Here is a 427-nt window from a genome sequence, read left to right as displayed (position 1 = left end):
AATAATAATGAATTGGAGGTGCCACAGGAAACAACATTATTTCATATTGCTAAAAGTATTGGTAACTCTTTCTCAAAAAAGGCTGCCCTAGGATATGTTAATGGTGATTTAAAGGAAATAACTTATGTGATTAAAGAAAATAGTAAAGTAGATTTTATAACTTATGAAGATCAAGAAGCTGAGAAATCAATAAAATATACATTAGCTTTTTTAATTAGTTATGTTATACAAAAACAATTTGAAAATATTAAAATTGCAGATTTAGGCGTAGATAATAATTCTTTTTATTGTGATTTTCATAATCCAATCAAGAACATTAATAAAAATGACTTGAAAGATATAAATAAAGCATTGTATAAACTCATTGAATCTAATCCAACAATAGAGATATCGGAAATGTCTAAAGAAAAAGCTAAAGTAGTTTTAG

General features: G+C 25.1%; 1 protein-coding gene. It reads left to right on the top strand.

What is annotated here, in order from left to right; all coding sequences use genetic code 11:
* Positions 1–427: TGS domain-containing protein (locus ACF91D_RS32090; protein WP_327621134.1), on the top strand; the 427-nt coding region annotated here is incomplete at both ends.

It is taken from the genome of Staphylococcus sp. 231237_7MaSpsaltlick (assembly GCF_043107035.1).
Note: the sequence above shows the minus strand (reverse complement) of the source record. Positions and strands in the feature narration are given on the sequence as shown.